Source organism: Rubrobacter marinus, assembly GCF_011492965.1.
GTDB classification, from domain to species: Bacteria; Actinomycetota; Rubrobacteria; order Rubrobacterales; family Rubrobacteraceae; genus Rubrobacter_F; species Rubrobacter_F marinus.
On record NZ_CP045121.1, the window covers coordinates 1,923,869 to 1,950,839 of the forward strand.

General features: G+C 68.6%; 21 protein-coding genes, 3 tRNA genes, 1 pseudogene and 1 riboswitch. Of the genes and pseudogenes, 17 read left to right on the forward strand and 8 right to left on the reverse strand.

Annotated elements, in window-relative coordinates; all coding sequences use genetic code 11:
* Window positions 1-22: 22 nt before the first annotated feature.
* The 5 genes from murI (at window position 23) to GBA65_RS09855 (ending at window position 1,665) form a co-directional block, all read left to right on the forward strand.
* On the forward strand, window positions 23-835 hold the full coding sequence (murI, locus tag GBA65_RS09835) for a glutamate racemase (protein WP_166396414.1): 813 nt from the start codon (window positions 23-25) through the stop codon (window positions 833-835).
* Window positions 836-876: 41 nt separating this feature from the next.
* Window positions 877-953 (forward strand) — tRNA-Pro (locus GBA65_RS09840).
* A gap of 14 nt (window positions 954-967) precedes the next feature.
* Window positions 968-1,038, forward strand: a tRNA-Gly gene (locus GBA65_RS09845).
* Between the two features lie 38 nt (window positions 1,039-1,076).
* Window positions 1,077-1,150, forward strand: a tRNA-Arg gene (locus GBA65_RS09850).
* 176 nt (window positions 1,151-1,326) lie between these two features.
* Window positions 1,327-1,665, forward strand: coding sequence for a hypothetical protein (locus GBA65_RS09855; RefSeq protein ID WP_166396415.1), 339 nt, complete (start codon window positions 1,327-1,329; stop codon window positions 1,663-1,665).
* Window positions 1,666-1,732: 67 nt separating this feature from the next.
* Here GBA65_RS09855 and GBA65_RS09860 read toward each other — a convergent pair whose 3' ends face one another.
* The 3 genes from GBA65_RS09860 to GBA65_RS09870 form a co-directional block, all read right to left on the reverse strand.
* Window positions 1,733-2,785, reverse strand: a complete 1,053-nt coding sequence (locus GBA65_RS09860) for an acyltransferase family protein (RefSeq protein WP_166396416.1) — start codon at window positions 2,783-2,785, stop codon at window positions 1,733-1,735.
* Window positions 2,786-3,597: 812 nt separating this feature from the next.
* Window positions 3,598-4,104: a calcium-binding protein gene (locus GBA65_RS09865; RefSeq protein WP_166396417.1), complete on the reverse strand. Its 507-nt coding sequence runs from the start codon at window positions 4,102-4,104 to the stop codon at window positions 3,598-3,600.
* A 187-nt stretch (window positions 4,105-4,291) separates the two neighbouring features.
* Window positions 4,292-4,374, reverse strand: a riboswitch (cyclic di-GMP riboswitch).
* Between the two features lie 40 nt (window positions 4,375-4,414).
* A complete protein-coding gene (locus tag GBA65_RS09870; RefSeq protein WP_166396418.1) occupies window positions 4,415-4,618 on the reverse strand; it encodes a hypothetical protein in 204 nt (67 codons plus the stop codon).
* Between the two features lie 257 nt (window positions 4,619-4,875).
* Here GBA65_RS09870 and rph point away from each other — a divergent pair.
* Both rph and GBA65_RS09880 read left to right on the forward strand, forming a co-directional pair.
* Window positions 4,876-7,469 (forward strand): annotated as a pseudogene (rph, locus tag GBA65_RS26335) (rifamycin-inactivating phosphotransferase).
* A gap of 337 nt (window positions 7,470-7,806) precedes the next feature.
* The gene (locus tag GBA65_RS09880; RefSeq protein WP_166396419.1) at window positions 7,807-9,072 is read left to right on the forward strand and encodes a D-arabinono-1,4-lactone oxidase; all 1,266 of its coding nucleotides are present in this window, start codon (window positions 7,807-7,809) and stop codon (window positions 9,070-9,072) included.
* A 321-nt stretch (window positions 9,073-9,393) separates the two neighbouring features.
* On the opposite strand, the gene GBA65_RS09885 is transcribed toward GBA65_RS09880, so the two are convergent.
* Window positions 9,394-9,750 (reverse strand): hypothetical protein, encoded by a 357-nt coding sequence (locus tag GBA65_RS09885; protein ID WP_166396420.1) that lies wholly within the window; start codon window positions 9,748-9,750, stop codon window positions 9,394-9,396.
* A 432-nt stretch (window positions 9,751-10,182) separates the two neighbouring features.
* Between GBA65_RS09885 and GBA65_RS09890 the strand changes: the two genes are divergently transcribed.
* From GBA65_RS09890 to GBA65_RS09905, 4 genes are all read left to right on the forward strand, one after another.
* Window positions 10,183-10,440: a sigma-70 family RNA polymerase sigma factor gene (locus GBA65_RS09890; RefSeq protein ID WP_166396421.1), complete on the forward strand. Its 258-nt coding sequence runs from the start codon at window positions 10,183-10,185 to the stop codon at window positions 10,438-10,440.
* Complete coding sequence (locus tag GBA65_RS09895; RefSeq protein WP_166396422.1) at window positions 10,437-10,949, forward strand: Clp protease N-terminal domain-containing protein; 513 nt, start codon at window positions 10,437-10,439, stop codon at window positions 10,947-10,949. Before GBA65_RS09890 ends, GBA65_RS09895 begins: the two co-directional genes overlap by 4 nt.
* A 372-nt stretch (window positions 10,950-11,321) precedes the next feature.
* Window positions 11,322-12,281, forward strand: coding sequence for an intradiol ring-cleavage dioxygenase (locus GBA65_RS09900; RefSeq protein ID WP_207956287.1), 960 nt, complete (start codon window positions 11,322-11,324; stop codon window positions 12,279-12,281).
* 26 nt (window positions 12,282-12,307) lie between these two features.
* Window positions 12,308-14,098 carry an FAD-dependent oxidoreductase gene (locus GBA65_RS09905; protein ID WP_166398444.1) on the forward strand — a complete coding sequence of 597 codons (1,791 nt, stop codon included), beginning with the start codon at window positions 12,308-12,310 and terminating at the stop codon, window positions 14,096-14,098.
* A 112-nt stretch (window positions 14,099-14,210) separates the two neighbouring features.
* Here GBA65_RS09905 and GBA65_RS09910 read toward each other — a convergent pair whose 3' ends face one another.
* Window positions 14,211-14,972: an ABC transporter permease gene (locus GBA65_RS09910; protein ID WP_166396423.1), complete on the reverse strand. Its 762-nt coding sequence runs from the start codon at window positions 14,970-14,972 to the stop codon at window positions 14,211-14,213.
* Complete coding sequence (locus tag GBA65_RS09915; protein ID WP_166396424.1) at window positions 14,969-15,895, reverse strand: ABC transporter ATP-binding protein; 927 nt, start codon at window positions 15,893-15,895, stop codon at window positions 14,969-14,971. Before GBA65_RS09915 ends, GBA65_RS09910 begins: the two co-directional genes overlap by 4 nt.
* A gap of 441 nt (window positions 15,896-16,336) precedes the next feature.
* Here GBA65_RS09915 and GBA65_RS09920 point away from each other — a divergent pair, with 441 nt between their 5' ends.
* Entirely contained in the window at window positions 16,337-17,467 is a 1,131-nt protein-coding gene (locus tag GBA65_RS09920) for a 3-hydroxyacyl-CoA dehydrogenase NAD-binding domain-containing protein (protein WP_166396425.1), read from the forward strand.
* A 225-nt stretch (window positions 17,468-17,692) separates the two neighbouring features.
* Here the strand turns inward: GBA65_RS09920 and GBA65_RS09925 are convergent, their stop codons facing one another.
* On the reverse strand, window positions 17,693-20,071 hold the full coding sequence (locus tag GBA65_RS09925) for an ATP-binding cassette domain-containing protein (RefSeq protein ID WP_166396426.1): 2,379 nt from the start codon (window positions 20,069-20,071) through the stop codon (window positions 17,693-17,695).
* A complete protein-coding gene (locus tag GBA65_RS23015; protein ID WP_207956289.1) occupies window positions 20,068-20,274 on the reverse strand; it encodes a hypothetical protein in 207 nt (68 codons plus the stop codon). Before GBA65_RS23015 ends, GBA65_RS09925 begins: the two co-directional genes overlap by 4 nt.
* An 836-nt stretch (window positions 20,275-21,110) precedes the next feature.
* Here GBA65_RS23015 and GBA65_RS09935 point away from each other — a divergent pair.
* The 5 genes from GBA65_RS09935 to GBA65_RS09955 all read left to right on the forward strand — a co-directional run bounded on the left by GBA65_RS09935 (window position 21,111) and on the right by GBA65_RS09955 (window position 26,957).
* On the forward strand, window positions 21,111-21,794 hold the full coding sequence (locus GBA65_RS09935) for an MFS transporter (protein WP_166396427.1): 684 nt from the start codon (window positions 21,111-21,113) through the stop codon (window positions 21,792-21,794).
* Window positions 21,795-21,799: 5 nt separating this feature from the next.
* Entirely contained in the window at window positions 21,800-22,396 is a 597-nt protein-coding gene (locus GBA65_RS09940) for an MFS transporter (protein WP_228281953.1), read from the forward strand.
* A gap of 534 nt (window positions 22,397-22,930) precedes the next feature.
* The gene (locus tag GBA65_RS09945) at window positions 22,931-24,415 is read left to right on the forward strand and encodes an aldehyde dehydrogenase family protein (protein WP_166396429.1); all 1,485 of its coding nucleotides are present in this window, start codon (window positions 22,931-22,933) and stop codon (window positions 24,413-24,415) included.
* 4 nt (window positions 24,416-24,419) lie between these two features.
* The gene (locus GBA65_RS09950) at window positions 24,420-26,000 is read left to right on the forward strand and encodes a benzoate-CoA ligase family protein (protein WP_166396430.1); all 1,581 of its coding nucleotides are present in this window, start codon (window positions 24,420-24,422) and stop codon (window positions 25,998-26,000) included.
* A gap of 96 nt (window positions 26,001-26,096) precedes the next feature.
* Complete coding sequence (locus GBA65_RS09955; RefSeq protein WP_166396431.1) at window positions 26,097-26,957, forward strand: amidohydrolase family protein; 861 nt, start codon at window positions 26,097-26,099, stop codon at window positions 26,955-26,957.
* The last annotated feature ends 14 nt before the right edge of the window (window positions 26,958-26,971 follow it).

The following is a 26,971-nucleotide window of genomic DNA, read 5'->3' on the forward strand; positions in this document are numbered from 1 at the left end:
TCAATGGGTATAATTCGTCGCCGTGAGCGATCCCAGGCCCATAGGCGTGTTCGATTCCGGGGTCGGCGGCCTGACGGTGCTCTCGGAGATCCGGGACAGGCTGCCGTACGAGCATACGATCTACTTCGGCGACACGGCGAGGGTGCCGTACGGCGTTCGCGACCTCACCGAGGTTCGGTGGTTCGCCTTCGAGATCATCCACTACCTGATCGACCTCGACGTGAAGATGGTCGTCATCGCCTGCAACACCGCGACGGCCGCGGCGCTGAAGGCGGCGCAGCGCTCCTTCGACGTCCCGGTGATCGGAGTGATAGAGCCCGGGGCGCGGGCCGCGGCGCTGGAGACCCGCAACCGCCGCGCCGGCGTTCTGGCGACGGAGGCGACGGTGACGAGCGGGGCGTACAGGCGGGCGGTCCACGCCTTCGACGCCGGCATAAGCGTCTACGAGCAGGCCTGCCCTGCGTTCGTGCCGCTCATCGAGCGCGGCATCGTGGACGGGCCGGAGCTCGAAAGGGTCGCCACGGGCTACCTCACGCCGCTCATGGAGCGTCGGGTCGACGCCGTGATCCTGGGTTGCACCCACTACCCGCTCATCTCGGCCACCATCAACCGCATCCTCGGCCCCGGCGTGCGCCTCATCTCCTCCGCGGGACAGACCGCGTTGGAGGTCGGCCGCATCCTCTCCCGCCGCGGCTTTCTCCGCAGGCCCAAGCACCCCGACGACGAGGGCCGCTCGACCTACATCTGCAGCGCCGACCCCGAGGAGTTCGCCCTCCTCGGCAGCCGCTTCCTCGAAGAAGAGATCGAGGCCGCCGCCCCCGCCGCGGCCCTCTAGGGGGCGCTCACATGCTCTGGTATACTCCGTCGCAGACCTTACGGGGCGTGGCGCAGCCTGGTAGCGCACCTGCTTTGGGAGCAGGGGGTCGGAGGTTCAAATCCTCTCGCCCCGACCACGGATAGGTCGCTCGCGGGTGTAGCTCAAAGGCAGAGCCCCAGCCTTCCAAGCTGGTTATGGGGGTTCGATTCCCCTCACCCGCTCTGTGTCCCCGGAAGCACCACCCCCGGGGCCTACCCTAGCGCCTGTAGCTCAGCCGGATAGAGCAGCGGACTTCTAATCCGCAGGTCGTAGGTTCGAATCCTACCGGGCGCGCCCCCGTTTTCCCCGCAAAACGCTGTTTTCCCTCCCGGCGCCTCCCCGTCCCGGTCGGGCGTTTACCACTTCCTTACCACTCAACCCCTTCGACCGCGCCCCCCGAGGCCCTCTCTCGCGCCGGCCCGAAGCGCCCCAGGCTCGCTGCCTGCGTCCTCCGGCGGCCCTGCACGTAGGTGTCCATCCCGCTCTTTCTCGAGCCGGTGAGGTGGACGAACCCCGAGACCGAAGCCGAGCACCTGGTCGCGGACGGTGGGATGTCGAGCAACTTCCCCGTGTGGCTCTTCGACGCCCCCGGCACGGGGTACGAGTTGGGGGTGCTCGGCTACCTGCGGGCGCTGGCGGACACGATGATCGAGGAGCACGACCGGCTCTACCTGGAGGAGCACGACTTCGTCAGGACCGTCCCCATAGACACCCTGGGTGGACGGACCTGTGGAGGTCGGCCTCTCGCCGGAGCTCGCGGCCGACCTCCACAGGTCCGGGCGCTTCGCCGCGAAACGTTACCTGAATAGCTAGACGTCGAGCCGCCGGCTCCATCGCCACGGGCGCGGCGGGGTCGGGGGGGTTCTCGTTACCGCGCTACTTGGGCTTCCTCTCCAGGAACGGCCGCTCGACGAACCGGTGGCTCAGGTAGGCCACCGGGATGCTGAGGGCCAGGATCGCGGCTAGCGCGCACGAGAAGGCGAGCCACGGCGACGAAGTCGCCCACGCCTCGAACTCCGCCGACCAGCTCGACGCAAGGAGGACCAGGACGGTCTGGTGCAGCAGGAAGAGGCTGTAGGAGATCGTCCCGACGAACCGAAACGGCGCGAACGAAAGCACCGGACGGAGGATGCGGCTGCCCGCAACGGCCGCGAAGAAGAACGCCGCCATCGACAGATCCACCAGGAGCCAGGCGGGCACGTGGATCGCGGCGGCGACCTCTGCCCCGAAGTAGGGGTACCCGAACAGGTAGACCGCGGCCGGCGGCGTGAGCGCGGTGGCGAGGGCCGGCCGCTCCCCGAAGCGCCCGACGAGCATGGCCAGCAGCATCCCCCCGGCGAACAGGTAGAGGTGCGTCGTGGGCAGGTGGTTGGCGTAGAGCTCCCCCTCCGGCCCGGGCGTGGCGGCCATCGCGTGTACGTAGATCGCCCGCCCGCCGACGAGGAGCCCCACCAGCAGGAGCGCCCTCTGCCACCAGCGCGGCACCAGCACGATCACGAACGGGAGGATGAGGTACCAGGCGACCTCCGAGGCCAGCGACCACATCACCGGGTCGGCCGAGGCGGTAGTCTCCGGGAACAGGGTGTGCACGAAGAAGGCGTGCGTGAGGAGGTCCCAACCCGTCGTCTCCTTCGGCCACAGGAGCCACACCACGGCCAGGGCGAGGTAGTACGCCGGGAGGATCCTCAAGGCCCGCCTGGCGAAGTACGAGCGCATCCGGTAGGGGCCGCGCTCCTTCCGGCCTTCCTCGACGCGGGTCAGGAGATAGCCGGAAAGGAAGAAGAACAGGAACACCCCGCCCGGCCCAAGCTGCAAGCCTTTCACCACGTCGAAGCCGAGGAAGGGCACGACGAGCGGGAGCCCCACGAGCGCGGCCCACTGCCCAGCCACGTGGGCGAGGACCACCTTGAGGACGGCCAGGCCTCGCAAGGCTTCTACCTCGGCAGAATGATCGGATATATCGTATTTCACGGGGGAAGAGTTTAAGGCTTATCGGGGTCCCTGCCAAGATCGGCCACGGAACTCCCTGGCCTTTCCGATCCTACTCGCCGACGAGTCCGAGCTTCCGGCTGCCCCGAAACCGAGCAAGCGCGGATACGCAAGAATCCGCAGTATGGAAACCCTCATGAGGACCGAGAAGGTCGAGGCTTGCGTCCTGTGTCAGCACCCGGGCCGTAGGATCCTGCACGGCGGCCTCGTGGGCCGCCGTGCAGGGCGTCTCGGGCTTATGGGCCTACGAGCAGCGCGTGGCGCGCCGCCTGATCCACCTCGATCCCGTGCCCGCCCCTGAGGACCTGCACCTCGCCTACGAGAGCTAACCGACCCACGGGGCGGACGAGCTCCCTGGGAGGACCGCCCTCCGCCGGGCAAGGGGATACGTTCGCGAAGGGTACCTGGCCCTCAGGTTCGGCTATGGGGCCTCTCCGGCCGGGCGCCTCGCTGGCCTCCTCGCCTACGTTCACCCCGGCCAGAGGGCGTGCTTGGAGGGGTCCGTCGCGTGGCGCCCCGCCTCCTGGCGGGTCCTGGACGTCGGGGCGGGCGCAGGGAGGACGCTCGACGCTCTCGCGGAACGAGACCGCCGCGGCCCTCTTCTTTCTGCCGGTCAGCGGCACGACTACCCGCTCCTGCGCCTCGCGGCGGCAGGACCCGCAGACCTCGGGCAGGGTCAGCAGGGCGCGCCATTCTACCGACCGAGCGGGGCGGGCGGATTCTCGCCGCCCGCCCCGCTCGTGCGAAGGCCGCTAGAGGAGCCTTACCCTTTCGCAGCTGGTCAAGAGCGAGAGGTCGCCCTCGATCGTCGGCGACACGCCCTCTATGAGGTCCGTGGCGTCCACGTAGGCCGTGTCGGTGCCGGCCCCGCAGTTGACGAAGTCGCTCGCGCCGTCGTTGGCCGCGTAGATCGTGTCGCCGCCGTCGCCGCCGTAGAGCCCGTCGCGGTCGGCGCCGCCGTAGACCTGGTCGGCGTCCGGGCCGCCGTTGACCTGGTCGGCCCCGGCGCTGCCCTGGAGGGTGTCCGAGCCGGCCTCCCCGTAGATCGTGTCGTTGGCGCCGAGCCCGTAGACGGTGTCGTTGCCGGCGCGGGCGGAGATGTTGTCGGCCGCCTCGGTGCCGGAGATGTTGTCGTTGCCGGCCGTGCCCGTCAGCGTGGCGGCCAGGGCGGCCGAGGCCAGCGCCAGGGAGAGGGCGAGGGCCAGGGCGAGGCCCAGGCCGAAGGACGTGCCCTTCTTGCGTATACTCGTCGCGTTCACGGAAACGCTCCTTTCGTGGGTGGGTTCTCCGTGGATTTACGGTCCCGGCGGCGCCTGCACGCGCCCCGGGGCTTCTTGCCTATGCTCTTCTTTGCTCGCGCGGAGTTCGGGCCGGACGGCCCTTCTCTTCTTCGCCCGTCGTCGGGCGCGTTACGCCCGGGGAGGACCATGCATCCCCACCACCCCTTTCGGTAGCCCGGCTGCCTCGCCCATCCTCCGAGGCCCGTGGCTTTGCGTCCCCGCCTCGCGACGGGTTTGCCTTTGTCGTTTTCCCCTACGGAGTCATTATCGGCACGTCGATGAGAAACCTTTAATCCTCGTCCCCGCCCGCGTCGTCGATCGCCCTGCGCGTCTCCTCGAGGTCGTCGAGGGCGTGGTGGGCGAGAGCCTCGGCGCTGCCGCCGGCGTCGCGCTCGAGCGCGGCGAGGACGACCATCGCCTCGCGGGGATCGCCGCGCCTGGCCGCGCCGTCTGCGCACCCCAGCGTCTCCGCCATCCTCTGCGTCGCCGGCAAGAGTGACCTTCGTGTCGTACCCGCCGATCTCGTCGATATTCAAGAAAACATAGATGCCCTCAAGGACCTGCCTGCGGGGTGGAGCGGTTACGATGTGGCTGCGCCGAAGCTCCAGTCGATCCAGAGCGCGACCGAGTGGATCCAGCAGGTGTACGAGGACGCGGCGCGCTCGGGATCGGTTCCTCGAGCAGGATGGTGGATGGGGGTCCGGCGAGACGCTGCGACGTTCTCTAGAGGAGACACGAGGGAGGTAGCGGATGGGCTGCTACGTGTTGGGTTTCGGGGAGATCGACCAGATGCAGGTCGCGGTCGTTGGCGGCAAGGGCGCGCACCTGGGGGAGCTTTCGCGGATCGAAGGCCTCCGCGTGCCGGCCGGCTTTTGGGTGACGACGGACGCCTTCCGCCGGATCATGGCGGAGGCGCCGTCGATCGACGATCGGCTCGATCGTCTGTCGCGCCTGGGGCCGGACGACCGGGAGGCGATCTCCGCGCTCAGCGCGCAGATCCGACGGACCCTCGAAGGGATCGCCATCCCCGACGATCTGGCGGCGGAGATCACCCGCCAGAGCGCCCGGCTCGGCGAGGGGGCCGCCTACGCCGTCCGATCCAGCGCGACGGCGGAGGACTTGCCGACGGCCTCCTTCGCGGGCCAGCAGGACACGTACCTGAACGTCGTGGGGCCGGCGGCGATCCTCCGGCACGTCGGCCGGTGCTGGGCCTCGCTCTTCACCGAGCGGGCCGTGACCTACCGCCTGCGGAACGGCCTGGACCACCGGAAGGTCCGCATGGCCGTGGTCGTGCAGCGGATGGTCTTCCCGCGGGCGGCCGGCACTCTTTTCACGGCCGATCCCGTCACGGGCAACCGGAAGGTCGCCTGCGTGGAGGCCACCTTCGGCCTCGGCGAGGCCCTGGTCTCCGGCCTGGTGAACGCGGACGTCTACGGGGTGCGGGACGGCGAGGTCGTCGCCATGGCGGTCGCCACCAAGCGGCTCGCCATCCACGCCTCGCCGGCAGGCGGTACGCGGGAACAGGAGATCGAGCCGGAGCGGCAGGACGAGCCGGCGCTGACCGAGCGCCAAGTCATGCGGCTCGTGCGGCTGGGACGGCGGATCGAAGCGCACTTCGGCCGCCCCCAGGACATCGAGTGGTGCCTGGTCGACGACGGCTTCCAGATCGTCCAGAGCCGGCCGATCACCACGCTGTTCCCCATCCCCGAGGCCGGCGACCGGGAGAACCACGTCTACGTCTCCGTCGGCCATCAGCAGATGATGACCGACCCCATGAAGCCGCTGGGCTCTCGTTGTGGCAACTGACGGCCGGCCGGCCCATGTACGAGGCCGGCGGGAGGCTGTTTGTCGACGTCACCCGGGGCCTGGCAACGCCCGCGAGCCGCGCAGGCCTCCTGGAGGTCCTGGGGAGAGGCGATCCGCTGATCGGAGACGCGCTGCAGACCATCCTCGACCGCGGCGACTTCATCCCGACGCTCCCGGACGAGGATCCCGGCGGGGCGCCGGCGGGCGGCGCCCCGGCCCCGATCGAGACCGATCCGGCCATCGTCGCCGGGCTGATCGCGAGCAGCGAGGCCTCTATCGCCGCCCTGAAGCGAGACATCCGGACAGAGTCCGGACCGGCGCTGCTCGACTTTATCCTGACGGACATCCAGAAGCTGAAGCGGATCCTGTTCGATCCGCAGAGCCATGGGGTGATCATGGCGGGGATGGAGGCCGCCTGGTGGCTCAACGAGAATCTGCAGGCGTGGCTGGGCGAGAAGAACGCGGCCGACGCGCTAACGCAGTCCGTCCCCCACAACGTCACGTCGGAGATGGGGCTGGCGCTCCTGGACGTCGCGGACGTGATCCGCCCGCATCCGGACGTGGTGGCTTTTCTGCAGCACGTCGAGGACGAGGGCTTCCTGGACGAGCTGCCCAAGCTCGCGGGCGGGCGGGAAGCGCGGGACGCCATCCGGGCCTGGCTCGACAAGTACGGCATGCGCTGCGTCGGCGAGATCGACATCACGAGGCCGCGTTGGAGCGAACGCCCCACCACGCTCGTGCCCATCATCCTGGGCAACGTCAAGAGCTTCGAGCCGGGCGCCGGCGGGCGGCGCTTCGAGAGAGGAAGGCAGGAGGCCCGGAAGAAGGAAGAGGAGCTGCTGGAGCGCCTGCGGGCCTTGCCGGACGGGGAGCGGAAGGCCGAAGAGGCCAAGCGGATGATCGACCGGGTCCGGACCTTCAGCGGGTACCGGGAGTATCCGAAGTACGCCATGGTCGGCCGCTACTTCGTCTATAAGCAGGCCTTGATGGAAGAAGCCCAGCGCCTCGTGCGGGCCCACGTGCTTCGTGAGGAGGAAGACATCTTCTACCTCACGTTCCAGGAGCTCCACGACGTCGTGCGCACGAACGGGGTGGATGACGGGCTCATCCGCGAGCGCAAGGACGCGTTCAGGTCGTATCAGGCGCTCACGCCGCCCCGGGTGCTCACCTCGGATGGCGAGGCCGTCGCCGGAGCGTACCGGCGCGGCGATCTGCCGGCCGGCGCGCTGGTCGGCTTACCGGTCTCCGCCGGGACCATCGAGGGGCGGGCCCGCGTCATCCTGGACATGGCACAGGCCGAGCTCGAAGCGGGCGACATCCTGGTCACCGCCTACACGGACCCCAGCTGGACGCCCCTGTTCGTCGCTATCGGGGGCCTGGTGACGGAGGTGGGGGGCCTGATGACGCATGGCGCGGTGATCGCGCGGGAGTACGGCTTGCCGGCCGTCGTGGGGGTGGAGCACGCAACCCGGCGGATCCGGGACGGGCAGCGCATCCGCGTGCACGGAACGGACGGGTACGTAGAGATCCTGCCCTAGTGGGCCAGCCCGACGGGTAGCCGGGCGGCAAGTGGTAGGCCAGACGCCGTTGGCGGCCTCGTGGAAGGCGCGGCCGCGTGCATGGCCGCGGCGTCCACCGTCAGGACGACGGGCGCCTCGCGGGCCGAGCGCCACCCGGTCGGGCCCGGCCGAAAGAGATGGTGACGTAGCGCTCGGTGCCGTTTAGCGGAGACCGGGGCTCCGCTATCATTGCGCTTATGGGACGAGGCCTGTAACTCAGAGGTCAAGCCGCGGGGGGAACCTGCTGCTCTTACGCGAGATTTGTAGCAGCTTCCGCACTTGGGATTCGGGTCGGGCAGGAGGAGAGGGGAAGGCGATGATCCAGGACCATTCCTTGGGAACGAATTGGGCCGGCAACTATGCGTACCGGGCGGCGAAGCTGCACCGGCCGTCGACGATCGAGCAGGTGCAGGAGATCGTCGCCAACGCGCCCGGCGTGCGCGTTCTGGGTTCGCGGCACTCGTTCAACGACGTCGCCGACTCCTCGGAGCTTGTAACGCTCGAAGCCATGCCCGCGGACGTGGTCGTCGACCACGAGGCGAGCACGGTCTCCGTCAACGCGGCCCTGAAGTACGGCGAGCTGGCGGAGATGCTGAACGCCGAGGGCGTGGCCCTGCACAACCTCGCCTCGCTTCCCCACATCTCCGTCGCGGGCGCCGTGGCGACGGCGACGCACGGCTCGGGCGACGCGAACGGCAACCTCGCGGCGGCCGTCGCGGGGGTCGAGCTCGTGACGTCGGCGGGGGAGATCTTCGAGGTCTCCAGGGGAGAGCCCGACTTCGAAGGCGTCGTGGTCGGGCTCGGCGCGCTTGGCGCGGTCACCCGCGTCACCCTGGACGTGGAGCCGGCCTACGAGGTGCGGCAGCGGGTCTTCGAAGGCTTGAGCTGGGACGCCCTCCTCGAGAACTTCGACGAGATCACTTCGCGCGGCTACAGCGTGAGCGTCTTTACCCGCTGGGGCGAGACGAACGACCAGGTCTGGGTCAAGAGCCGCGTGACGGACGAGGCCGAGGAGACGGAGGCCGACCTCTTCGGCGCGGTCGCGGCAGCCGTCGACCGGCACCCGATCCTCGAGCTCGACGCGTCTCCGTGCACGCCGCAGCTGGGCAGGCCCGGCCTCTGGTCGGACCGCCTGGCGCATTTCCGCATGGGCTTTACGCCGAGCAGCGGCGAGGAGCTGCAGTCGGAGTACCTGCTCCCGCGCCGGCACGCCGTGGAGGCCATAGAGGCCGTGCGCGCCCTCGCGGACGGCATCCGGCCGATCTTGCAGGTCTCCGAGCTCCGCACGGTGGCGGCGGATCGGCTCTGGATGAGCACGGCTTACGGGGAGGACGCCGTCGGCATCCACTTCACCTGGAAGCCCGAGCCAGGCGCGGTCGAGGCAATGCTCGTCCACATCGAGGACGCGCTCCTCCCACTCGGGGCACGCCCGCACTGGGGCAAGGTCTTCAATGCGGACGCGGCGGCGATCGCCCCGCACTACGAGCGCAGAGCGGACTTTGTCGGCCTGGTCGAGCGGCTCGACCCACGGGGAGCGTTCCGCAACTCCTGGCTGGAGGCCCATGTGCTCGGGGAGCCGTGACGCGCCAGGCCGCAAGACCGGAAGCACCGGCGTCTCCCCGATGGGTGTGGCCCCGAGCGTGGGCGGCGGCCGTCCACCGTGTCCAGGATACTCATACGCGCACGTTCTCCTGCGGGCCTGACAGGAGCCCCCGAGGATCGTTGCTCGCACCCTCTGGTGGGCTTACACACAGCTAGCTATCTCGAGTTCGAGGACATGCCCATCCGGGAACCTTCGAGAGCTACCGCTACGGTCCTCCCGCCTCCGCCCAGGCGTCGTCAGAGGGCCTTCGAGGAGCAAGGTGCCGGTCCGCCAGGCGAGCCCTACGGGAGGGGGCTCTTGCTAGGAGGACCGGGAGCGGCGTTCGTCCCCGATCAGGCCTTCGGCCTCCTCCGCGACGGCCACGAGGTCGTCCATGGAGGGGTTGTACGCCTCAGATCGCCGCCCGCCGACGCAGACCCTGGACGGTCGATCGGGCTCCGGGGAGAGCTCCACCCACGCGGCCCCGGTACCGAAGGCGCCGGGGAGGCTGGCGATCACCAGGTGGGGGTCGAAGGCGGCCACCTTGTCCCCTATCGCCGGGAGCGCGGCGGCCTCGACCTCGTCCTCGGGGCGCAACGCGCTTAGCGCACCTGAGATGGCCTCGCGGAACGCACGATACTCGTCGTCGAAGGCCACCAGGATGCGCATCTCGACCAACCCCTCCTCACCGGCGTGTGCTCTCTGGCAAAACTAATGCCTCGAAGGCGAAAAAGTTGTAACGCGCAACACAACATGCAACATATCAGGCTGCAGGTTTGTCCGCCCGCGAACGCGCGGCAACGGCGCCCGGAGACCGCAGGTTCGGAGGGAGGTGCTGCCTTAGATCACGCTGTTCGTTACCGCGTGCGTCGGGAGGGTACTGCCCTGGTGCTGACCGCTGTGGGCGCGCTACGCCTCCCGGAGCGCCTCACCTGTACGTCGGGCGCTTTCTTCCTGCTACTCCTCGTCGGCGCCGTAGCCTCGGTGGCGATGCTCCCACAAGCCGCGCCCCTAACTTATGCAAGACGATTTTTGCAATCGGCGTGAAAGATGGTGCGGTGAATGTCAATAAAGGTTGACACATCTACTAGCGTCAATTATAGTTGACGCATGAACGAGAAGACGAGGACACGAGTTGGAGGGCCGGAGGATCCGCGGGAGGGCTTGGAGGCCGTCGTCGCTTTGAGGCGGACGCTGGAGGCGCTGGAGGCGGCGCAGGTCGAGAACGCCATCGTGGCCGGGTGGTCCTGGGCGAGGATCGCCGAGGTCCTGGGCGTCAGCAAGCAGGCCGTGCACAAGAAGCATGCCAGGCGGATCAGGGACAGGTACCCGGGGGAACCGCCGGGGAGGAAGGGGAGGGGCGCATGATGTTCGCTCGTTTCACGGATGGGTCTCGCGGATCGGTGGAGGCCGCCTTCGAGGAGGCGAGGGCGCTCGGGCACGACTCGCTTGGGGACGAGGACCTTCTGCTCGGGATCCTCCGGGTCGACGAGGGGATCGCCGGGGAGGCGCTCTCCTCGCTGGGCGCGACGCTCGAAGGGGCGCGCGAGGAGTCCGAAGCGATGCTCTCCGACGCCCTCTCCGCGATCGGGGTCTCCCTCGAGGGGCTGCGCCGGGAGGCGGGGGAGGCCTTCGACATGAGCCTCCCGGACGACCGCAAGATCCCGCACTCCCCCTTGGCCAAGAACGCGCTCGTGGGGGCGCGCAAGGAGATGCGCAGGCTCGGAGACAGGCACCTCGGCGCCGAGCACGTGCTCTTGGGGATACTCGGCAACGAGGACGGTACGGCCTCGAGGCTGCTGGCGCGCTTGGGCGTGTCCCCGGCGGCGCTGGAGGAGCGGCTGTTCGAGCTACGAGGGGAGCCGCGCGGCCGGTAGCGGCATGGGGGAGGGGTAACGTTTCGGCGGCGCGAAACCCTCGCCTGCGGTGCGATGCCGAGTGCGAGTGCGAACCCGCCGACGTTCAGGCGCGGTGGTTGACGCGGAACGACGGCGGGTCGATCATGGTTCTCCGTGTCGGTCGGCTGCGGCGGCTCGTACGGCCAACCGGAGAAGGATGTCCGCGGGGAACGGACATCTGGACGAGCAGATCGACCCCACGAGCCGCGATGACCGGGTTCGTACCGGGGGTTGCGACGCCCCGGTACGAGTCGCAAGCGATCGGCGCTTCTGAGGAGGAGCTCGTGGGCACGGTATGCCGGGGGGCGGGGGAGGCACGAATGCGGTACGCCGAGTGCTAGGAGGAGAGTCGTGAACGAGCGAAGGGGAGAGGCGGCGAGCGGGGCGCGCAACCTCGCCGACGAGGACCTGACGCGGGCGGTGCTGGAGAGCTTCGGGGGCGCGGAGTCCGGACGGTTCAGGGAGGTGGCGCAGAGCCTCGTCAAGCACCTCCACGCGTTCGTGAGCGAGGTGAAGCTGACCGAAGAGGAGTGGTTCGAGGGGATAAACTTCCTCACCCGCACCGGCCACATCACCGACGACAAGCGCCAGGAGTTTATCCTGCTCTCCGACGTACTGGGCGTCTCGATGCTCGTGGTCGGGCTCAACCACCGCCACGTCGAGGGGGCCACGGACTCCGGCGAGGGCGTCGAGGTGGTCCGGGGTGACGGCAGCCTGCCCACGGGGAGCACCGAGGCTACGGTCTTCGGTCCGTTCTTCGTCGAGGGCGCGCCGGCCTTCGAGAACGGCGACGACATCTCGGGCGGCGCCCCCGGGGAGCCCTGTTTCGTCTCGGGGAGGGTGTTAAACGCCGGGGGGGAGCCGATCCCGGGCGCACGGGTGGACGTCTGGCAGGCCGACGAGGAGGGCTTCTACGACGTGCAGTACGACGATCTCGAAGGGGCGCGCGGCCGGGGACGGCTCCGGACGGACGAGGAGGGGCGCTACTCGTTCTGGTCCGTGAAGCCGGAGCCCTATCCGATCCCCTACGACGGGCCGGTAGGCGATCTGCTTCGGGCCGCGGGCCGCAGCCCGATGCGGCCCGCGCACGTCCACTTCATGGTGCAGGCGCCGGGCTACGCGACCTTGATCACGCACGTCTTCGCCGAGGGCGACGAGCACCTCGACACCGACGCGGTCTTCGGGGTGAAGGAGACCCTGATCGCCCCGTTCGTCCGCCACGACGCGGGCGCGGCCCCGGACGGCAGGGAGACGAAGGGGCCGTTCTACACGATGGAGTATGACCTCGTCCTGGCACCCGCCGGCGAGTAGCGAAGGAGGAGGGTTTGGGCGCAACGATGGAGACGGACGTCCTGATCGTCGGGGCCGGACCCGCGGGCCTGGCGGCGGCGCTCTTCTTGAGCGAGTACGGCGTCGAGAACGTCTTGCTGGAGAAGTACGGCTGGCTCGCCAACACTCCCAGGGCGCACATAACGAACCAGCGCACCATGGAGATCCTGCGTGATGTCGGCCTCGAGCGGGACGTCATCGAGAAGGGCGTGCCCCAGGAGCTTATGGGCGACACCGTGTTCTGCGCGAGCCTCGCGGGCGAGGAGCTAGCGAGGTTGCACACGTGGGGCACGCACCCGTTGCGCAAGGCGGACTACGATCTCGCCAGCCCCTCGCGCCACTGCGACATCCCGCAGACCCTGATGGAGCCGATCCTGCTCGGCGGCGCCGCCTCGCGCGGGACGAAGGTCCGCTTCGACACCGAGTACCTCTCCTTAGAGCAGGACGAGAGCGGCGTCACCGCGACGGTGCGCGACCGCCTCGACGGGAGGACGTACGAGATCCGCGCCCGTTACCTGATCGGGGCCGACGGCGGCCGGAGCAAGGTCGCCGCGGACATCAGTCTGCCCATGGAGGGGCAGATGGGCATCGCGGGGAGCATGAACATCGTCGTCAAGGCCGACCTGACGCAGTACGTCGCCCACCGCCCGAGCGTCCTGTACTGGGTCCTCCAGCCGGGCTCCGACATAGGCGGCATCGGCATGGGCCTCGTTAGGATGGTGCGCACCTGGGACGAGTGGCTGATCCTGTGGGGCTACGACATAAACGACGACCCGCCGGAGCTGGACGACAGGCAGGCCGTCGAGATCGTGCACAACCTCATAGGCGACGACACGGTCCCGGTCGAGGTCCAATCGTTCTCCTTGTGGACGAACAACCGCGCCTACATGACGCGCTACTCGGAGGGGCGCGTGTTCTGCATGGGCGACGCCTGCCACCGCCACCCGCCCTCCAACGGCCTGGGCTCGAACACCTCGATCGCCGACTCCCACAACCTCGCCTGGAAGCTCGCCCTCGTCTTGAAGGGCAAGGCCGGACCCTCGCTCCTCGAGACCTACGACGCAGAGAGGGCGCCGATCGGCAGGCAGATCGTCGAGCGGGCCAACAAGAGCATCGAGGAGTTCGGCCCGATCTTCGAGGCTCTGGGACTCCTCGACACCACCGACCCCGACGTGATGCTCGCCAACATGGAGGCGCGCAAGGAGAACACCCCGGAGGCCCGAGACCAGCGGGAGAAGCTCCGGAAGGCCATCGAAGGGAAGAACTACGAGTTCAACGCCCACGGCGTCGAGCTCGGCCAGCGCTACCGCTCGTCGGCCGTGGTCCCCGATGGGACGGACGAGCCCGCCTTCACGCGCGACCCGGAGCTCTATTACCACCCCACCACCTGGCCCGGCGCCAGGCTACCGCACGCTTGGGTGGGCCACGAGGGACGCAAGGTCAGCACGCACGACCTGGCGGGCAAGGGACGCTTCGTGCTCTTCACCGGCATAGGCGGCGAGGCGTGGAGGGAGGCGGCGCTCGAGACGAGCCGCAGGACGGGCGTGGAGATCGCCTGCTACGAGATCGGGCCGGGCCGCGAGGTCCTGGACCTCTACGACGACTGGGCGCGCCTCTCGGAGATCGAGGATAGCGGCTGCGTGCTCGTGCGACCCGACGCCCACGTGGCCTGGCGGCGGCGCACCGCCGCCGGAGACTGCACGCAGGAGCTCGGCCGCGCCGTGGACGGGATCCTCGGCCTCGCGCAGCCCGCGAACGGGCGAGGCGCGCGGACCGGGGAGGCGATAAGAGCGCAATAGGGCGGCCGGGAGAGCGTCCGCACCGGCTCTCTGCGCCCTACACGAAGGCGTGGCTCGGACGGGAGCCGGCTCCCCGGTGCCTGCGCCGACCGTCTGCTGCTACGCGCGGGGATCAGGCCTTGAGCCGGTAGCCCGTCTTGAAGATCCAGGCCACGAGCCCCAGGCAGATGGCGAGGAAGAGGAGCGTCATGCCCAGGCTCACGCCGACGCTCACGTCGGCGATACCGTAGAAGCTCCAGCGGAAGCCGCTGATCAGGTAGACGACCGGGTTGAAGAGCGTCACCGTCTGCCAGACCGGCGGCAGCATCTCGATGGAGTAGAAGCTGCCGCCGAGAAAGATGAGGGGCGTGACGATGAGGAACGGGACGAGTTGGAGCTTCTCGAAGCCGTCGGCCCAGATGCCGAGGACGAAGCCGAAGAGGCAGAACGTGAAGGCGGTGAGCACGAGGAACAGGAGCATCCAGAGGGGGTGTTGGATCTCCAGCGGCACGAACAGCGCCGACGTCGCGAGGATGATCAGGGAGAGGATGATCGACTTCGTCGCCGCTGCCCCGACGTAGCTTATGACGATCTCGACGTAGGAGACGGGGGCGGAGAGCAGCTCGTAGATGGTGCCCGTGAACTTGGGGAAGAAGATGCCGAACGACGCGTTGGAGATGCTCTGCGTGAGGAGCGAGAGCATGATCAGGCCGGGCACGATGAACGCGCCGTAGCTGACCCCGTCGATGCCGGTGATGCGCGAGCCTATCGCCGCGCCGAAGACGACGAAGTAGAGGCTCGTCGAGATGACGGGCGAGACGATGCTCTGCAGCAGCGTTCGGAAGGTCCTCGCCATCTCGAACGTGTAGATGGCGCGTATCGCGTGGAAGTTCACCGTTCCTCCTTGAGCAGGTCGACGAAGATCTCCTCCAGCGAGCTCTGTTTGGTCTGGAGGTCCTTGAACCGGATGCCCGCCCGGTTCAGATCCGCGAGCAGGGCGGTGATGTCCGTGCGCTCCGTCTGCGTGTCGTAGGTGTAGACGAGCTCGCCGCCGCCGGCCGCCAGCTCCAGCCCGTAGCCGGCGAGCTCGGTCGGGATCTCGTCGAGGTTCTCGTCGAGCTGCAGCGCGAGCTGCTTTCTGCCGAGCTTGCGCATGAGCTCGGCCTTCTCCTCGACGAGGATGATCTCGCCGTGGTTGATCACCCCGATCCGGTCGGCCATCTCCTCGGCCTCCTGGATGTAGTGGGTGGTCAGGATTATGGTGACGCCGGTCTCGCGCAGCGCGCGCACCATCTCCCACATGTCCCGCCTCAGCTCGACGTCCACGCCGGCCGTCGGCTCGTCGAGGAAGAGGATCTGCGGCTCGTGCGAGAGGGCCTTGGCGATCATGACCCTGCGCTTCATGCCGCCGGAGAGCGTGATGATCTTGTTGTCCTTCTTGTCCCACAGGGAGAGATCCCTGAGCACCTTCTCGACGTAATCGGGGTCCTTCGGCTTGCCGAACAGCCCGCGGCTGAAGCTGACGGTGGCCCAGACGGTCTCGAAGGCGTCGGTCGTGAGCTCCTGCGGGACGAGCCCTATTAGCGACCGGGCCGCGCGGTAATCGGAGATGATGTCGTGGCCGTCGGCCCGGACGGCGCCCTCGCTCGGGTTGACGATCCCGCAGATGATGTTGATGAGCGTCGTCTTCCCCGCGCCGTTGGGGCCCAGAAGGGCGAAGATCTCGCCGCGCCGGATGTCAAGGTTGATCTTCTTGAGCGCCCGGAACCCGGAGGCGTAGGTCTTGGCGAGGTTGGAGACGGAGATTATGGCGCCCAAGATCAGACCGCCAACCCCGCGAAGACCCGGCCCGCCTCCGAACGCCCCCGATCTTCGGTGCCGCCCTGTACCCTCAGCTCCCTCGTCTCGCCGGGCATCCCGCGACCGAAAACGGCCGGTCCGTCGTGGACCCCGTCCCCTCCAAGATTACGTGGTAGCGTCGCGCAATGGGCTCGGTGCATGGGTAGTCTCCTCCGCCGATAGCTTCCTGACCCCTATAGTCGCAAGGATACGACCCGTACACACCGGACAAAAGTACGGGTTTTCGATACGCACCTCGACGCGGGACGAACCTCGCGGAGCCGAAGAGGCTCGCACGCGCCGTCTCCCTTCCGCAGAGGAGGCGCGCGACGGCGAGCGTCTTGATCTATCATTTTGACCGTCCATACAATCAGGTTGTCGAGCGATTGGCTGGAGACGACGCTCGGGTTGGAGGTCCGGATGGCGGAAGTTGGCGTGGTGGGGGCGGGGACCATGGGCGCGGGGATCGCGGAGAGCGCGGCGCTGGCGGGCATGTCGGTGGTGATGCTGGACGTCGGGGAGGACGCGCTGGCCCGTGGGAGGCAGACCATCGAGAAGGACCTGGACCGCCGGGTTAAAAAGGGCCGGATCTCCGAGGCCGAGCGGGCCGGGATCCTGGGCCGCGTCACGCCGACGACCTCCATGGGCGACCTGGCCGGCATCCCCCTCGTCGTCGAGGCCGTGGTCGAGGACATGGACCTCAAGAAGAAGGTCTTCGCCGACCTCGAGGGCGTGGTGGGCGAGGACGCGGTGCTCGCCTCCAACACTTCCTCGCTCTCCGTCGCCGGCATCGCCACGGGCGTGAGTAGACCCGAGCGCGTCGTGGGCATGCACTTCTTCAACCCCGTGCCGGCGATGAAGCTCGTCGAGGTCGTCTCCGGCCCGTCCACGTCCCCCGAGGCGGTGCGCCGGACCGAGGAGGTCTCGGAGCGTCTGGGCAAGACCCCGATCCGCGTTTCCGACACGCCGGGCTTCGTGGTGAACCGCGTCGCCCGGCCGTTCTACCTGGAGGCACTCAGGATCGTCGAGGCCGGCGGGAAGCCCGGGGCGGTGGACGCGGCGCTGCGCGGCGCGGGTTTCCGGATGGGTCCCCTCGAGCTCGCGGACCTCATAGGCATGGACGTCAACCTCGCCGTCTCCGAGTCGCTCTTCGAGCGGTACTACTTCCAGCCCAGGTTCCGGCCCTCCTTCCTCCAGCGCTCGATGGTCGAGGCGGGGACCCTCGGCAGGAAGAGCGGACGCGGCTTCTACGACTACGGGGGCGAGGGGCAGAGGGAGGCAGAGGCGGAGGAGGGAGACGAGGCTATCGCCCTGCGCGTGATCTCCTGCATCGTCAACGAGGCCTTCCTGGCGCTCTCCGAGGGCGTGGCGACCGCCGAGGACATCGACCGGGCGATGAAGCTCGGCGCGAACTACCCGAAGGGCCCGTTCGAGTGGGCGGAGGAGTTCGGGGCGGGCGCCATCGTGCGGACGCTCGACGGGCTCAGAGAGATCCACGGCGACGCGTACCTCGCCGCGCCGTCGCTGAGGGAACGAGCCGCGAGCGCTTAGGGGCGCCGACAACGACACGAACCCGGGGAACCCCGCAACGACGATCTCTGCGACCCGTAGCAAGACCGGCGTCGTCGGCTAACCGGCAGGCGCATCAGGTTCCCCGAAAGCGCGTCGGCCTGGCGGTTCGCTTGCTCGTCGCTGGGACGACATCTCTTACCGGTTCGCGAGCGGGACGAGTCGAAACAGACGGGCCTCGTCCCAGGGGCTCCGCGAGGGCCTCGGTCAGGCGCCGACGTAGGCCGCGAGGTGCTTGCCGGTGAGGGTGGAGCGGGCGGCGACGAGGTCGGCGGGCGTGCCCTCGAAGACGATCCGGCCGCCGTCGTGGCCGGCGCCGGGGCCGAGGTCGAGGATCCAGTCGGCGTGCGCCATGACCGCCTGGTGGTGCTCGATGACGACGACCGACGAGCCTGCGTCGACGAGCCGGTCGAGCAGGCCGAGCAGCCCTTCGACGTCGGCCAGGTGCAGGCCGACCGTCGGCTCGTCGAGGACGTAGACGCCGCCCTTCTCGGCCATGTGGGTGGCAAGCTTGAGCCGCTGCCGCTCGCCGCCGGAGAGCGTGGTGAGCGGCTGGCCGAGGCTGAGGTAGCCGAGCCCGACGTCGGCGAGCCGCTCGAGGATGGCGTGCGCGGCCGGGGTGCGCGCCTCGCCGGCGCCGAAGAACTCCCCGGCCTCCTTCACCGACATCGCGAGCATCTCGGCGATGTTCCGGCCGCCCAGCGCGTACTCCAGCACCGACGGCTGGAACCGCTTACCCTCGCACTCCTCGCAGGTAGATTCGACGGTGGCCATCACGCCCAGGTCGGTGTAGACGACGCCGGCGCCGTTGCAGGTGGGGCAGGCGCCCTCGGAGTTGGAGCTGAAGAGCCCCGGCTTCACGCCGTTGGCCTTCGCGAACCGCTTGCGGATAGGGTCGAGCAGGCCCGTGTAAGTCGCCGGGTTGCTCCGTCTCGAACCGCGGATCGCGCCTGCGTCGACCACCACCACGCCGTCGCGGCCGGAGACCGAGCCGTGGATCAGCGAGCTCTTGCCGGAGCCGGCGACGCCCGTGACCGCGCAGAGCACCCCGAGCGGGATGTCGACGTCGACGTCCCGAAGGTTGTGCGTCGACGCGCCGCGGACCTCCAGCGCGCCGGAGGACGAACGCACCGATCCCTTAAGGGTCGCCCGGTCGTCGAGATGGCGGCCGGTGGTGGTGTCGCTCCCCCGCAGCCCCTCCACGGTACCCTCGAAGCAGACGGTGCCGCCCTCCGCGCCGGCCCCGGGGCCGAGGTCGACGACGTGGTCGGCGATCGCGATCGTCTCGGGCTTGTGCTCCACGACGAGCACGGTGTTGCCCTTGTCCCGCAGCCTCAGCAGCAGGTCGTTCATCCGCTCGATGTCGTGCGGGTGCAGGCCGATCGTGGGCTCGTCGAAGACGTAGGTGACGTCGGTGAGCGACGAGCCGAGGTGGCGGATCATCTTGGTGCGCTGTGCCTCGCCGCCCGACAGCGTCCCCGACGGCCGGTCGAGCGAGAGGTAGCCCAGCCCGATCTCCGCGAACGAGTCGAGGAGGTGTTGCAGCCCGGTGAGCAGCGGGGCCACGGAGGGCTCGTCGAGGCTCCGGACCCAGCCGGCCAGGTCGCTGATCTGCATCGAGCAGACGTCGGCGATGTTCTTCCCGTCGATCTTCGACGACCGGGCCTCCTTGCCGAGCCGGGTGCCGTCGCACTCGGGACAGGTCGCGAACGTCACCGCCCGCTCCACGAAGGCGCGGATGTGCGGCTGCAGCGCGTCGACGTCCTTGGACAGGAACGACTTCCGGATCCTCGGGATCAGCCCCTCGTACGTCAGGTTGATCCCGTCTACCTTGATCTTTGTCGGCTCCTTGTGGAGCAGGTCGCGCAGCTCCTTCCTGGCGTACTTGCGGATGGGTTTGTCCGGGTCGAAGAAGCCGGAGCCGCGGAAGATTCGGCCGTACCAGCCGTCGACGCCGTAGCCGGGGATCGTGAGCGCGCCCTCGTTGAGCGACAAGCCGTCGTCGTACAGCGCGGACAGGTCGAAGTCGGTGACAGAGCCCATGCCCTCGCAGCGCGGACACATGCCTCCGAGCCGGTTGAACGTGGCCTTCTCGGCCTTCGTCTTGCCGCCGCGCTCGATGGTAATTGCGCCGCTCGCCCTCACCGAGGGGACGTTGAACGAGTACGCGTTGGGCGAGCCGATGTGCGGCTTCCCGAGCCTGCTGAAGAGGATGCGCAGCATCGCGTTGGCGTCGGTGGCGGTGCCGACGGTGGAGCGGGGGTTGGCGCCCATCCGCTCCTGGTCGACGATGATCGCCGTCGTCAGGCCATCCAGCACGTCGACCTCCGGCCGCGACAGCGCCGGCATGAAGCCCTGCACGAAGGCGCTGTAGGTCTCGTTGATCATCCGCTGCGACTCCGCTGCGATCGTGCCGAACACCAGGGAGCTCTTGCCCGAGCCGGAGACGCCGGTGAAGACCGTCAGGCGGCGCTTCGGGAGCTCGACGCTGACGTCCTTGAGGTTGTTCTCGCGCGCGCCCTGCACGCGGATCAGGTCGTGGCTGTCGGCGGCGTGCCGCGCAGGCGCCTGCATGTCCGTCCTCATCGTCTCCCCCTCTGTCGGGCGCGGCGCAGCCGCGCGAGGTCGCGCAGGCGCTGCGCCGCGGCGGGTCGGCCGGTCGCCTGCGCGATCACGCCGCGCCGCACCAAAGCGAGGTGAATAGCGCGGGGCCCCGGCACGGCGGCATAGGCGACCTTCGTCGTGTCGCCGCCGAACGCCGCCCGTAGCCCCACCCCCGTCTCGATCACGGCCACCTCCCGTCCCGCACGTTGGCCTCCGCAGCAACCGGTCGCGTCGATTCCTGCCAGGGTGATTCTACGCAGAAGAGGGTGTTTCGCATCGCGGAAATCGTCCCCCCGATCCGGCGTCGGCGGACAGCCTCTCCATAACGTCACGCGTCCCGGAGCGTGCCGCGACGGCGACCGTTTGCCGACAACGCCGGTCTCGCTGTGGGTCGCAGACGTCGCGGCGAGGCTCGAACCCGGGCATCGAACCTCCTCAGCGCGGAGCGCCTCAGAGAGAGCCGACGCCCCCAGCTTCCGCAGCAGCTCCGCAGCCGTCGACCGCCTTCTTACTGGTGCTGCATAGCGAAAACTCTGTGAAGACTCAATAGTCGTTCCGTTGACACGGATTTGACTGATCGGTTAGACTAATCCGCGCACAGGGAGTTGTCCTTCCGCTTGGGGAAGCAGGAGGGCGTCGAGGAGACGGGGGCTGGGGCGATGGTAGAAGGTGCGCGCTCTACGGGGAGCCGCGGGGCCTTGGGCAAGGCCCGCATCGCTCTGGCCCCGTCGTCCGTCGGGCGCAGTGGGGAGGAGATCAGAGGAGAGAACCGTCGGTTTCGTTGTGGTCCTGCCTCGCGCGGGGGCGTACCGCGTCTCGGAGGCGGATCGTCGAGGCGCCGTTGCGCGTGGAGGAAGGGGGTGCTGGAAGAGAGGCTGCCTCGGGCTTCCGGCTCGGGAGTACCGGAGGAAGGGGATGGTTGCCGGCCGCGTCAGCGGCGGGAGAACTTCTGGAAAGGAGAAGAGTTCGAATGTCTGCGAGTACAGTAGGCCAGGCGCGAACATCGCGTTCCGCCATATGGTTGGTTCCGGCCTTGTGTGGCTTCGCGGTCGGGTTCGACGGGTACGACCTGATCGTCTACGGGACGGTGATTCCGGCCCTGCTGGCGTACGAGCCGTGGGGGCTAACGCCCGAGCGGGTGGGGCTCATCGGCAGCTACGCCGTCATCGGCATGCTCTTCGGCGCGCTGCTCGCGGGCACCGTCACGGACATAATAGGGCGTCGCAGGGCGCTGCTGATCTGCGTGACCTGGTTCTCGATCTTCACGGCGGCGTGCGGCCTGGCGCCGACGCCCGAGATGTTCGGGTTGTTCCGCTTCCTCGCCGGGATCGGCCTGGGCGGGCTCATACCCGTGGCGACGGCCCTTACGCTGGAGTACGCGCCCGGCCACCGGCGCAACATAACATACACGGCCATGATGGCCGCCTACAACGTCGGGGGCCTCCTGGCCGCGGGTCTCGCTATCCTGCTCATACCCTCCTTCGGCTGGCCGATAATGTTCCTGGTCGCGCTCGTGCCGCTCGTGGTCGTCGTGCCGCTGGGCCTGAAGTACCTGCCGGAGTCGATCAGCTTCCTCGTGGCGCAGGGCCGCAGGGGGGAGGCGGAGGAGCTCTCCCGCCGGTTCGGGGTACCGTTGCAGGAGGTCGCCAGCACGGTGCAGAGAGAGGAAGAGACCGCCGCGCACGGGGCAAGCTCCACGGGCTAAGGACGATCCTCGGCAGGCTCTATTTCCTTCGCAGCGTGGCCTTCTGGGCCGCCTCCTTCTGCGGCCTCATGCTGATCTACGGCTTCAGCACCTGGCTGCCCGATACGATGACGAGGGCCGGGTTCTCGGTCGGTTCGGCGCTCTCGTTCCTGTTGCTCTTCCAGGGCGGCGCCGTGATCGGCAACCTGGTCGCCGGCGGGCTCGCGGACAGGTTCGGCACGAAGCTGATCTGCGGGGTGTTCTTCGCGATCGCCGCGATAGGCATCTCTTTGTTGAGCGTCAATTTGCCGCTCCTCCTGACCTACCTGTTCGCCGGTGTGGCCGGTGCCGGGGTCTTCGCCGCCATGGTGCTCGTGTACTCCTACATCGGGCAGTACTACCCGGCGAGCAGCCGCGCCACTGCGCTCGGATGGGCGGCGGGGATCGGGAGGACGGGAGCTATCGTCGGCCCGATTTTGGGAGGATTCCTGGCGGGGGCCGGTCTGGCGGTGCCGTGGGGCTTCTACAGCTTCGCTATCGCCGGGGTGATCGCGGCGCTCATAATCTTCCTGCTTCCGAGGTCCCCCGCTCACGTGGACGTCGAGAAGTCCGAGTGGATCTAGTGCGCGAAGACGCGTCCGCGACCCGTCTTCACCGAACCTTCACCGACCTGAGGCCGGCGAAGGTAGGCGTGGCTTCGTAGAACCGACGTTCGAGAGCTCATCTCCCCGGAGGCGCTGGCTATCTTCGCCTCCGGGGATCGGACGCTTCGGGCGAGAGACGGCCGTCTCGGGGCTTCGCGGGTTCGGATGCCCGGGCGTAGTGCCGCATGAACTCGCCCGAGCAGCTCGTGAACGGTGGGACCTTCTCGCCACCCTTCGAAGAAGGCGCTTCGGCCTGCCCTTCGAACGCACCCAGAAGGATCGCGTTCCGCGGCCCGCGTACACGGGCACGGAACGAGTGAAAGCGTTGACACGAGTTTGACTGATCGGTTAGACTAATTTTCGTTACGGGAACGGGGACCGCGAAGATGCGTTCGGGGAGCGTAGGGATGTTCGAGGTGAGGGTTGGGGGTGGACCGGGCGTTGGTCCTGTGGAGGTCGCGTCGATGGCTGACGGCTATTCGGGGCTACCTCCGAGCGCGTAAAGGAGAGTTTATGGCCGAGGTGTTTATCAACGGCGAGAGCGTGGAGCTTTCGCGGCTCGAGCGCATGGCGATCGTGGATCCGGCGATCGGGGAAGAGGTGGGCAGCGTCCCGGCCGGTGGGGCCGGGGAGGTGGATCAGGCGGTCAGGAGCGCCTACGAGGCGTTTCCGGCGTGGCGCGACACTCCGGCGGCGAAGCGGGGCGAGATCCTCGGTGGGGCCGCCCACGCCGTCCTCGGCGCGGTTGGGGAGCTTGCTCCGCTCTTGACCTCGGAGCAGGGGAAGCCCTTGCGCGAGGCGCGGCTGGAGATACGGCGGTTCGTCCACACGCTGGAGCACTACGTCGGGCTCGCCAAGAACATCCGGGGCGGCTACGTGCCCGACCTCGACGTGGATACCTACGGGCTCATCATCCGGCGCCCCCTCGGGGTGATAGGGGCGATCGTGCCGTGGAACTTCCCGACGACCCTGCTGGGGAACAAGCTCGGCCCGGCGCTCGTCACCGGCAACGTCGTGGTGGCGAAGCCGGCCGATACCACGCCGCTCACGACCCTGAGGATCGCGGAGATCATGCACGAGGCGGGGCTTCCGGCCGGGGTCTTCAACGTGGTCACGGGGACGGGGGAGGGGGCGGGGCAGGCGCTCGTGGAGCACCCCCTGGTCCGCAAGATCGCCTTCACCGGCTCGACGCCGACCGGCAAGAAGCTCATGGCGCTGGCGGCGAACGACCTGAAGCGGACCACGCTGGAGCTCGGCGGCTCCGACCCGATGATCGTGTGCGACGACGCGAACCTGGAGAAGGCGGCGAGCGCCGCGAGCGTCGGGCGGTTCTTCAACTGCGGCCAGGCGTGCCTCGCCATAAAGCGGCTCTTCGTCTTCGAGAGCGTCGCCGACGAGTTTATAGAGAAGCTCGCGGGCAAGGTCGGGAGGCTGAAGCTCGGGCCGGGGACGGCCGAGGGCGTGATGCTCGGCCCGCTGCACTCGGCGCGCCAGCGCGACCTGCTCGAGGAGCAGGTCCGGGACGCCGTGGACTCCGGCGGCGAGGTGCTGCACGGGGCGAAGCGGCCCGGGGGGGACGGCCTCGACAGGGGCTTCTTCTACGAGCCGACGCTGCTCGTGGAGCCTGCGCGCGATTCGAGGGTCGCCACCGAAGAGGTGTTCGGGCCCGCGCTGCCGGTGTGGCGCGTGAGGGACATGGAGGAGGCGCTGGAGCTCGCCAACAGCTCCGTCTTCGGGCTCGGCTCCTCGATCTGGACGGCCGACCTGAACCGCGCCTCGGACGCGGCCCACCGTCTGGAGGCGGGGTACACCTGGATCAACAGCCCCCAGCTCGTCTACGACGAGTTGCCCTTCGGCGGCTTGAAGCAGTCGGGCTACGGCAAGGAGCACGGCATCGAGGCGCTCGACTTCTACACGGAGACGAAGTCCGTCGTCGTCAAGAAGGCGGTCGCCACCCAGGAGCTCGGCGGCGCCGAGCCGCAACCTTCGCAGAGGTGAAGCCATGATCGAGATACCGAACTGGTACAACGCCAGCTTGCTCGTGGACCGGAACCTGGAGGCCGGGCGGGCCAACAAGGTCGCCATCTACCACGGCGAGGGCGAGGTCACCTACGGGGAGCTTGCCCGCCGCATCAACCGCTTCGGGCACGCCCTCAAGGGGATGGGGGTGCGCCAGGAGGACCGGGTGCTGCTCCTCCTCAACGACACGCCGTCCTTCCCGACCGCCTTCTTCGCCGCGATCCGCATCGGCGCCGTTCCGATCCCGGTCAACACCCTGTTGCAGGCGGCGGACTACCGCTTCTTCGTCGAGAACAGCCGCGCGCGCGTCGTGGTCGCCGACGGGATGTTCGACGAGACGCTGACGGAGGCGCTGGCGGGCTACGACGAGCCCGTCGAGGTGATCCTCACCAACGTCGAGGATGCGGGGGGCAGGAAAACCCTCGAGGCGCTGCTGGAGGAGGGCGAGGACGAGCTCTCGCCCGCGGCCACCCACAGGGACGACCCCGCGTTCTGGCTCTACAGCTCGGGCTCCACGGGGAGGCCGAAGGGCGCCGTCCACCTGCAGCACGACATAATCTACACGTGCGAGACCTACGCCAAGCACGTGCTCCAGATCACCGAGGAGGACAAGGTCTTCTCCGCCTCCAAGCTCTTCCACGCGTACGGGCTCGGGAACGGCATCTCCTTCCCGTACTGGGCCGGCTCCTCGACGGTCCTCCACCCCGGGAGGCCCACGCCGCAGGCCGTCCTCGGGACCATCCAGCGCCACGAGCCGACGCTTTTCTTCTCCGTGCCGACGCTCTACAACGCGATCCTGAACTGGGAGGACGCGCGGGACTACGACCTCTCCTCCGTCCGCCTCTGCGCCTCGGCGGCCGAGGCGCTCCCGGCCGGCCTCTGGCGGCGCTGGAAGGAGGCCTTCGGCTCCACGATCCTCGACGGCATCGGCTCGACGGAGATGCTGCACATCTTTATCTCCAACACCGTGGACGGCCTCAAGCCGGGATCTTCGGGGAGGCCGGTGCCCGGCTACGAGGCCAGGGTTCTGAACGAGGAGGGCTACCCGGTGGAGCCCGGGGAGGCGGGCTACCTCTCCGTGAAGGGGGACTCGGCGGCGGCGTTCTACTGGCGCAGCCACGAGAAGACGAAGGCGACCATGCAGGGCGAGTGGATGTTCGCCGGGGACTGGTACCGAATGGACGAGGACGGGTTCTACTGGTACGAGGGGCGCTCGGACGACATGATCAAGGTCAGCGGCCTCTGGGTCTCGCCGGTCGAGGTCGAGAGCGCGCTCGGAGATCACCCGGCGGTCATAGAGGCGGCGGCGGTCGGCATCCCGGTCGACGGCCTCACCCGCGTCAAGGCCGCCGTCATCTTGAGGGAGGGCTACGAGCCCTCGAACGACCTGACCGAGGAGCTGCAGACCTGGTGCAAGGAGCGCCTGAAGCGCTACCAGTACCCGCACATCGTCGAGTTCGTCGACGACCTGCCGAAGACGGTGACCGGCAAGATCCAGCGCTTCAAGCTGCGCCGGCCGGAGCCGAACGTCCAGATGCCCCAGCAGGAGGACGAGCTGGTCTAGGGGAACGAGGAGGAGGGTGAGTTTGAGCGACCACTCGGCGACCGGGACGAATTCGGCGGCTCGACGGGTCGGCGGGAGTCCGCCGGGAGCACGGCGTTGCTGAACGGCATCCCCCTGATCGACGCGCACGTCCACGCCGCGCGCCTGCCCACCCTGAAGCAGTCATGGAGGGACTGGGCGGCCCGCTTCGGCTCGCCCTCCCTCATGGACCTCTACGACGACGAGGGGACTCTGGTCCCCGAACGCTTCGACGAGTACATGGCCTCGGAAGGTGTGGACGTCGCGATCCTGTTCTGCGAGTACAGCCCGAAGTCCACCGGCATCCAGCCCGTCGAGGACCTCGTCCCTATCCTCTCGTGCAACCCCGAGCGCTTCCGCCTGATGGCGAACCTGAACCCGCACCTGCACTACCCGCTCGTCGAGGAGCTGAAGCGCCAGATCTCCTTCGGCGCCGTCGGCCTGAAGCTCCACCCCGTCCACGGCACCTTTGCCCCGAACGAGAGGATGCTCTACCCGGCCTACGCCTTCTGCGAGGCGAACGGCTTCCCGGTCGTCTTCCACTGCGGCACGAGCGTCTTCCCCGGCTCCACGAACCGCTACGCCGACCCCGCCCTCATCGAAGACGTCGCCCGCGACTTCCCGGACCTCACGGTCGTGCTCGCCCACGGCGGGCGGGGCTGGTGGTACGACGCGGCGGCGTTCATCACCCTGATGCGCCCGAACGTCTGGATCGAGGTCTCCGGCCTCCCCCCGAAGAAGCTCCCCGACTACTACAAGGCCTACGACTTCGCCCGGCTCGCGAAGAAGATGATCTTCGGCACCGACTGGCCCGGCGTCCCCGGCAACCGCGCCAACGCCCAGGCCATCATCGACCTCGGCCTCGAACGCGAGACGGTCGAACTCATCCTGCACAAGAACGCCCGCGAGGTCTACGGGCTGGATCGAGAAGCCCCGTGAACGAGGCGACGGGG